Genomic DNA, 7,179 nt, shown 5'->3' on the forward strand with positions numbered 1-7,179 from the left:
ATCAGTTACAGGCACTCCCCGCGGTAGCACAGCTTCTGGTCCTTGGCTGCCTTGGCATCGTCCAGCCGCCCGATGGGCGTGTTGTTGGGTGCGCTCTTGACGATCTCCGGGGTCTTCTCTATCTCTTCGGCGATCTTCTTCATGGCCGTGATGAACTCGTCCAGTGTCTCCTGGCTCTCGGTCTCGGTGGGCTCGATCATGATGGCCTCGGGCACGATCAGCGGGAAGTAAACGGTGGGCGCGTGGTAGCCGTAGTCCAGCAGGCGCTTGGCAATATCCAAAGTTTTTATCCCCTTGTCCCGGAACTTGAGGCCGGAGAACACGCACTCGTGCTTGCAGTGGGCCTTGAACGGCAGGTCGTATATGCCTTCCAGCGACCGCATGATGTAATTGGCATTGATGATGGCATTCTCCGAGACCCGGCGCAGGCCCCTGCCCCCCAGCATCCGGATGTAGGTGTAGGCCTTGACCATCACCCCGAAGTTGCCGAAGAAGCTGTGGACCTTGCCGATGCTGTCCGGACGGTCGTAATCGAGATAATACTCCAACTGTTTCAAACCGTTTGAAACGTTCGAACTGTTTGACACGTTGCGGGAGCAGACTACTGGCACCGGCAGAAAAGCTTCCAGCGCCTTGGTGCAGGCCACTCCGCCGCCTCCCGGCCCGCCGCCGCCGTGGGGCGTGGCAAATGTCTTGTGAAGGTTGAAGTGCATGGCGTCGATCCCGAAATCCCCGGGCCGGACGATGCCCATCATGGCGTTGAGGTTGGCCCCGTCCATGAACACCAGCCCGCCGATGTCGTGCACCATCTTGGTGATCTGGACGATGTTCTTCTCGAACAGCCCCACCGTGTTGGGGTTGGTCAGCATCAGGCCGGCCACTTCGTCGTCTAAGTGAGCTTTTAGATCTTCGGGGTCCACCAGCCCGTCGGCGTTGGATTTTATGGTGATGGCCTGATAACCGGAAAGGGTGGTGGTGGCCGGGTTGGTGCCGTGGGCCGAATCGGGGACCAGGATCTTGCTGCGGACCCGGCCCTTCTTAAGATGGTAGGCCCGGATCATCATGATGGCGGTGTATTCGCCGTGGGCCCCGGCCACCGGCTGCAGGGTGACGGCGTCCAGACCGGAGATCTGGCAGAGCGAGTCGCCCAGTTCCTTCATCAACCGCAGGCCGCCCTGCAGGTCAGTTGGATCCTGGAGCGGGTGGGTCCCGGTGAAGCCCGGCAGGCGGGACAGGTCCTCGTTGACCTTGGGGTTGTACTTCATGGTACAGGACCCCAGCGGGTAAAAGCCCTTGTCCACGTGATGGTTCAAAGTGGACAGCCGGACAAAATGCCGGAAGGCGTCGATCTCCGCCACCTGGGGCAGTCCGGGCTCCTGGGCCCGCAGAAGATTTTTGGGGATCAGGGAGTCGGTGGGTTTCTCCGGCACATCGCATAGGGGCAAGGCATGGCCCTGCCGGCCGGCGGAAGACAGTTCAAAGATTGTTTTTTCTAACATTGGCCGCCATCTATATGTTAAAGATATTAGTTACTTTTTTTAACCACAAAAAGCACAAAACGCTCAAAAACAACAGGACTCCCTGCATGGCAATTCGCGCTTGTGGCTTTAATGCTCCCTGTCGTTAACACTAGAAAAAGATAATCCAAAACAACAGATTAGGATACCATTAAAGAGCCCCTAAAGTCAAGCAAAAAAAGCAAGTTGCGCCCCTTTCGCGGCAGGGGATGCTCTTAAGTTTTTTCTTGGCAGCGGAAGACATTTCCATTTGTTTCTGGCCTGGTATAAATGAAGTGCTGTGCCCCAAGTTCATCATTTTGGCTTTTTCCCAAGCCTCCGATTCTAAAGACAACCGCTTGCATACTGTCGGTCTGCCCCACCCCTTGGTTGATTTTACTTGACTTTTAGCCTTAATATGTTGTATTATGATATGTTTATCTCTTGAAAAATCAACTTCACCAATAATAAAACAGCCTACGAAGAAGAAGAGGAGTCATGAAGAGGACCTATCAGCCAAGCCGGGTCAAAAGAGCCCGTACCCACGGATTCCGCAAACGGATGTCCACCGCCGACGGCCGCAAAGTGCTGGCCCGCCGCAGAGCCAAAGGCCGCAAGAAGCTGACCGTGGCCGACGAGCGCCATCTGATCTGAACGGTCTGAAGGGTCGGACCTTAAGGCAGTAAGAGAAATTGGATAAGATCAGGCATACTTTTAAAAAAGAGGAACGGCTGAAATCCGAGGGCGATATCTCCGGGCTTTTTGAGCACGGCTTGCGGGTCCGCCATCAGGGATTAAATCTTATTTACCGGTCCAATCCCCAAAGAACGGGATGCCGGGCCGGTTTTGCCACCAAGCGCCAAAAGGGCTTCGGATCGGTGGAGCGCAATCTTAACAAGCGCCGGATGCGCGAAGCTTACCGCCGGACCAAGCACCTGATAAAGCCCGGCTTCGATCTTTTTATAGTGGCCCAGCGTCCCTTAACTTATGCCCAGATACAATCGGGCCTGCCCCAGCTTTTGGAAAAAGCCGGGCTTTTAATGGTACCGGCCGGCCCAAACCAGCCATGCTGAACCGGGCGCTGACCAAGACGGTCTTGCTTTTCATCCGGGCCTATCAGCTGACCCTGGGTGCCGTGCTTCCCAGATCGTGCCGCTTTCACCCATCCTGCTCACAGTATGCCCTGGAGGCGGTGACCCTTCACGGACCGGGCCGGGGAACCCTTTTGGCGGTAAAAAGGATACTGCGCTGCCACCCCTTCAATCCCGGAGGGTACGACCCGGTGCCCGATCCCAAACTGCCCCAAGATAAAAAAAGACCCTAACAAAACTTACCACGGAATCACGGAAGACCTGAATCATTTTCGAAATTGTTATTATTTATTCAGTGCTTTCCCGTCAGGATTCAGTGTTTCCGTGTAAATGTTTTAAGGATTGTAGAAAATTTTATGGATTCCAATAAAAGGTTATTGCTGGCCATCATCCTGATCCTGGCGGTGTTCCTGGGCTTCCAGTTCCTGATGCCCAAACCGGCCCCCCAGCCTGCTGTCCAGCAGACTGCTCCGGCCGCCTCAGAACCGGCAGCCGTTCAGGCCGTTTTGGCCCAGCCCTCGGCCGCGCCGGCCAAAAGCCCCAAGCTAAAGACCCCCGGGCTGCCCGTCACCCAAAAGATCCTTAAAGGAAAAGGCTTTGAAGCCGTGCTGACCAGCCAGGGAGCCGCCCTGTCCGGTTACCGGCTTTTGGATTATATGGGACCCGACGGCCAGCCGGTGCAGATGATCCCCGACAGCGGCCGGGCCCTGACCATGAACCTTTCCGTGGCCGGGCAGCCGGTTGACCTTTCGGAAGTGGTGTTCGAGACGGGCCAGGAATTTGACGGCAGCATCACCTATCAGGCCAGGCTGGCCGACGGGGTGGTGATCCAAAAGACCTATGGGTTGCTGGAGAACGCCCCCGGCTTGAATTTGAAGATCAAGATCACAGCCCCCGCCGACGTCTATTTAAGCTCCAAGTACAACCTGGCCTGGAACTGCGGCCTGAATACCACCGAAAAGAACAAGGAACTGGACCTCAAGGAATTTTCCGCACTGGCCATGCTGGGCAAGGATGTGGTGTTGGACAACCTGAGCAAGCTGGCCAAGGACAAGGATCTGCCGGCCATCGAGGGCGACATCGCCTACTGCGGGGTGCGGACCAAGTACTTCGTGGCCGCCCTGGTCCCCAAAAGCCGGAAGGGCGCCTCGGTCCAGCAGGGCTTAAAGGACCAGGACCGTTTGACCACCTCGCTGGGCCTGCCCCTGACCGCGAATACCGGGGACGAGATCGCGGTCTACCTGGGCCCCATCGATCACGGCATGCTGGCCAAGGTGGACCCCTCGCTGGACAAGATCGCCGACACCGGCTGGAAGTGGATCCAGCCCATCTCCCGCGGCATCCTGTGGTTCCTGCTGGCCCTGCACAATTTCATCCCCAACTACGGGGTGGTGATAATCATCTTCTCGGTGCTGATGAAACTGGTCTTCTTCCCGCTGACCTACACCGGCATGCGGTCAATGAAGAAGATGCAGCACCTTCAGCCCCATCTTAAAAAGGTCCAGGACCAGCACAAGAACGACCCCGGCAAGCTGAACCAGGAGACCATGGCCCTTTACAAGAAGCACGGGGTCAACCCCTTCTCCGGCTGCATTCCCCTGGTGCTGCAGATGCCGGTGTTCTTTGCCCTGTACAGCGTGCTGATCAACACCATCGAACTGCGCCAGGCCCCCTTCATGCTGTGGATCACCGACCTGAGCCTGCCCGACAGCATCGTCAGTTTCGGCGGCAAGCTGCCCTTCGTGGGCTGGGAATCATTGAGCCTGCTGCCTGTCCTGATGGGGGTGGCCATGTTCTTCCAGCAGAAGATGACCACGGTGGACCCCAAGCAGAAGATGATGGTCTACATGATGCCGGTGTTCATGGTTTTCATCTTCATGAGCCTGCCGGCCGGCCTTAACCTTTACTGGCTGATCAACAACATCCTGTCCATCGGCGAGCAGTACCTGATCCAGATCCGGACCCAGCCCCCGGCCGAAGCCTGAACCTGCTCCGTACCTGAAAACCTGCCCACTAAAAGACACTAAAATAACAAAGGTTTCGGATCGTTTCGTGTTTTTAGTGGGGAACTTGTGGTAAAATTTTAAGCGACAACCAAACATCGGATGAGATCAAAATGAGCCTAATCATTGAAAAAGAGGGAAAGACAGTAGAGCAGGCCCTGGAAAAGGGTTTGCTGGAACTGGGAGTGCGCCGCGAAGACACCGAAGTGGAGATAGTCTCGCTGGGCTCCTCCGGATTCCTTGGTATCTTCGGCGCCAAGCCGGCCAAGATCCGCATCAAACTGATGCCCCGGCCCAAGGTCAAGAGCATGGTGGAAACCCTGCTGGAGAAGATGGGCATGCCCGGCGAAGTGAAAAGCTTTAGGGAAGAGGGCAACCTGCTGATAGCCAGCATCGACTGCCCCACCGGCGACAAATACCTGAAGGCTAACCGGGGCGCGGCCATCGAGGCCATGGACTACCTGATCAACAAGATCTTCCGGGAATCGGAATACGACATCCGGCTGGATATCGGCGGGTTTTTGGAATCGCAGAACGACGACCTTAAGACCCGGGCCCTGGAACTGGCCGATAAGGTAAAGGCCAGCGGCAAGGAATACGAGATGGAGCCGATGCCGCCCCACAAGCGCAAACTGGTGCACCAGGCCCTGGAGAAGCACGCCGATGTCAAGACACTGGCGGTGGGCAACGGAGACCGGCGCCGGGTGATCATCTCCCTTAAAGGCGCCCCCGGAGCCCCGGCAGAGACCAGGCGGCCGGACCGCAACGACCGGCGCCCGGCAGATCAGCAGCGCGGACCGCGCCGCGACGGACCCCGGCCCGGCGGCAAACCTGCGGCCCAGGCTCCGGCCAGACCGGCCCCCCGGCCCGCTCCCAGACCGGCCGCCCCGATGGCCCCCAAGCCGGCACTCAGACCGGCCCCGGCAGCTCCCAGACCGGCGGCGCCGATGGCTCCCAGGCCGGCCGCCCCCAGACCGGCTGCTCCGTCAGCCCCCAAGCCTGCCGCCATGCCGGAAAGAACCTTCCAGGATCGCAGCCGGCGCCCGGCACCCAAGGCAGCCCCGCCCAGCCCCGCTCCCCCGGAACTCCGGTCGGATAATGCCAGACCCCAGGCCCCGGTGGACATGTCCTCTTTCGCCCCCCGGTCCAAGAAAAAAAATACCAGGTAATGTCAGAATCTTTTAAAATAAAAAGGCTCTCTAAAACTGGGAGAGCCTTTTTTATTTGCCTTGATTTTGAAAATACTTTGTAGTATGCTTAATGTAGAAACCATTTTGACAGGATTTACAGGATTTTTATTTACCTGAGAATTAACCCGGTGAAATCATGTTAATCTTGTCTGCTTTGGTAAGATGGATAGTAAACTCAAACTATTAACATGATATCCTCCGACACCATAGCCGCCATCTCCACCGCCAGCGGCCCGGCCGCCTTGAGCATGATACGGGTCTCCGGTCCAAGGTCGCTGGAGATCGCCGATGCCATATTTAAAGGCAGACTGCTCCCCAGCCAAATGCCCTCCCGCACCCTGCATCTGGGAAAGATCTCCGGAGACCACACCCCGTCCGCCGACCAGGCCGTGCTGGCCGTAATGAAAGCCCCCCATTCCTTTACCGGCGAGGACATGGCCGAGATCACCTGCCACGGCGGCGCGGCCGCGCCCCAGGCGGTATTGCAGGCCTGTCTGAACGCCGGGGCCCGTCAGGCCCAGCCCGGAGAGTTCACCTTGCGGGCTTATTTGAACGGACGGCTGGACCTGGCCCAGGCCGAGGCGGTCTGCGACATCATCAACGCCAGGACCCAGACCGCGGCCCAGGCCGCGCTGGAACGCTTGGAGGGCGGACTTTCCCGCAAGGTAAGCGATGTCAGGGAAAAACTGATCTCCCTGCTGGTCCTGCTGGAAGCCTGGGTGGATTTTCCCGAAGAGGACATTCCTGCCGCCGAATTCAAACAGATAAAAGACGACATAGACCAAGCCTTGAAAAAGACCCAACGTCTGCTGGACGACAGCCGGGCCTCGCTGATACTGAAGGACGGAGCCCGGGTGGTGATCGCAGGCCGGCCCAACGCCGGAAAGTCCAGCCTGTTCAATATGCTGCTGAAGGAGGAGCGGGCCATAGTCACCCCCTCGCCCGGCACCACCCGCGACGTGCTGGAGGGCTGGATAGAGATCGGGGGCATCCCGCTGAGGCTGTTCGACACCGCCGGCCTGCGGGAGACCAGCGATGCCATAGAACTGATAGGGGTGGAACGGGCCAAAGGCAAAATGGAACAGGCCGACCTGGTGCTGCTGGTGCTGGACGCCGGATGCGCCTTGACTGATGAGGACAAAAGACTGCTGGAGCTGACCTCTGCCTTCAACCGGATCGTGCTGGCCAACAAATGCGACCTGCCGGTAAAACTTGAACTCGAGAATAACTGGCTGAAGATATCCTCCATCACCGAGGACGGCCTTAAGGAACTTGAGAAAACCATTGTGAACACCCTGACCGGCGGCCATAATTGGGAAGCCGGGGCGGCCGGCGCCTCAAACAACCGGCAGATGGAGGCTTTGAAACAAGCCTCCCGGTTCCTGAACAATGCCAGTGA

The 7,179-nt window shown here is 57.8% G+C and carries 6 protein-coding genes and 1 pseudogene; 6 read left to right on the forward strand and 1 reads right to left on the reverse strand.

The window, feature by feature from the left end; translation table 11 throughout:
* Positions 1–5: 5 nt before the first annotated feature.
* Positions 6–1,499 carry an aminomethyl-transferring glycine dehydrogenase subunit GcvPB gene (gcvPB, locus tag Q7U71_10640; protein MDO9392215.1) on the reverse strand — a complete coding sequence of 498 codons (1,494 nt, stop codon included), beginning with the start codon at positions 1,497–1,499 and terminating at the stop codon, positions 6–8.
* A gap of 483 nt (positions 1,500–1,982) precedes the next feature.
* Between gcvPB and rpmH the strand changes: the two are divergent.
* The 6 genes and pseudogenes from rpmH to mnmE form a co-directional block, all read left to right on the forward strand.
* Positions 1,983–2,150 (forward strand): annotated as a pseudogene (gene rpmH, locus Q7U71_10645) (50S ribosomal protein L34).
* Between the two features lie 38 nt (positions 2,151–2,188).
* Positions 2,189–2,569: a ribonuclease P protein component gene (gene rnpA / locus Q7U71_10650; GenBank protein ID MDO9392216.1), complete on the forward strand. Its 381-nt coding sequence runs from the start codon at positions 2,189–2,191 to the stop codon at positions 2,567–2,569.
* The gene (gene yidD, locus Q7U71_10655; GenBank protein MDO9392217.1) at positions 2,563–2,820 is read left to right on the forward strand and encodes a membrane protein insertion efficiency factor YidD; all 258 of its coding nucleotides are present in this window, start codon (positions 2,563–2,565) and stop codon (positions 2,818–2,820) included. Before rnpA ends, yidD begins: the two co-directional genes overlap by 7 nt.
* Before the next feature lie 123 nt (positions 2,821–2,943).
* On the forward strand, positions 2,944–4,572 hold the full coding sequence (gene yidC, locus Q7U71_10660) for a membrane protein insertase YidC (GenBank protein ID MDO9392218.1): 1,629 nt from the start codon (positions 2,944–2,946) through the stop codon (positions 4,570–4,572).
* A gap of 131 nt (positions 4,573–4,703) precedes the next feature.
* Complete coding sequence (locus Q7U71_10665) at positions 4,704–5,759, forward strand: Jag N-terminal domain-containing protein (protein MDO9392219.1); 1,056 nt, start codon at positions 4,704–4,706, stop codon at positions 5,757–5,759.
* Between the two features lie 209 nt (positions 5,760–5,968).
* Positions 5,969–7,179 (forward strand): tRNA uridine-5-carboxymethylaminomethyl(34) synthesis GTPase MnmE (gene mnmE, locus Q7U71_10670; GenBank protein MDO9392220.1); only part of this gene is annotated, 1,211 nt, incomplete at its 3' end.

The sequence above is a fragment of the bacterium genome (assembly GCA_030655055.1).
In the GTDB taxonomy this organism is placed as follows: Bacteria; Edwardsbacteria; AC1; order AC1; family EtOH8; genus UBA5202.

Bases quoted from the DNA above. Each gene is read 5' to 3' on its own strand.
- gcvPB (MDO9392215.1), bottom strand. From the start codon at position 1,499: ATGTTAGAAAAAACAATCTTTGAACTGTCTTCCGCCGGCCGGCAGGGC.
- yidD (MDO9392217.1), top strand. From the start codon at position 2,563: ATGCTGAACCGGGCGCTGACCAAGACGGTCTTGCTTTTCATCCGGGCC.
- yidC (MDO9392218.1), top strand. From the start codon at position 2,944: ATGGATTCCAATAAAAGGTTATTGCTGGCCATCATCCTGATCCTGGCG.
- Q7U71_10665 (MDO9392219.1), top strand. From the start codon at position 4,704: ATGAGCCTAATCATTGAAAAAGAGGGAAAGACAGTAGAGCAGGCCCTG.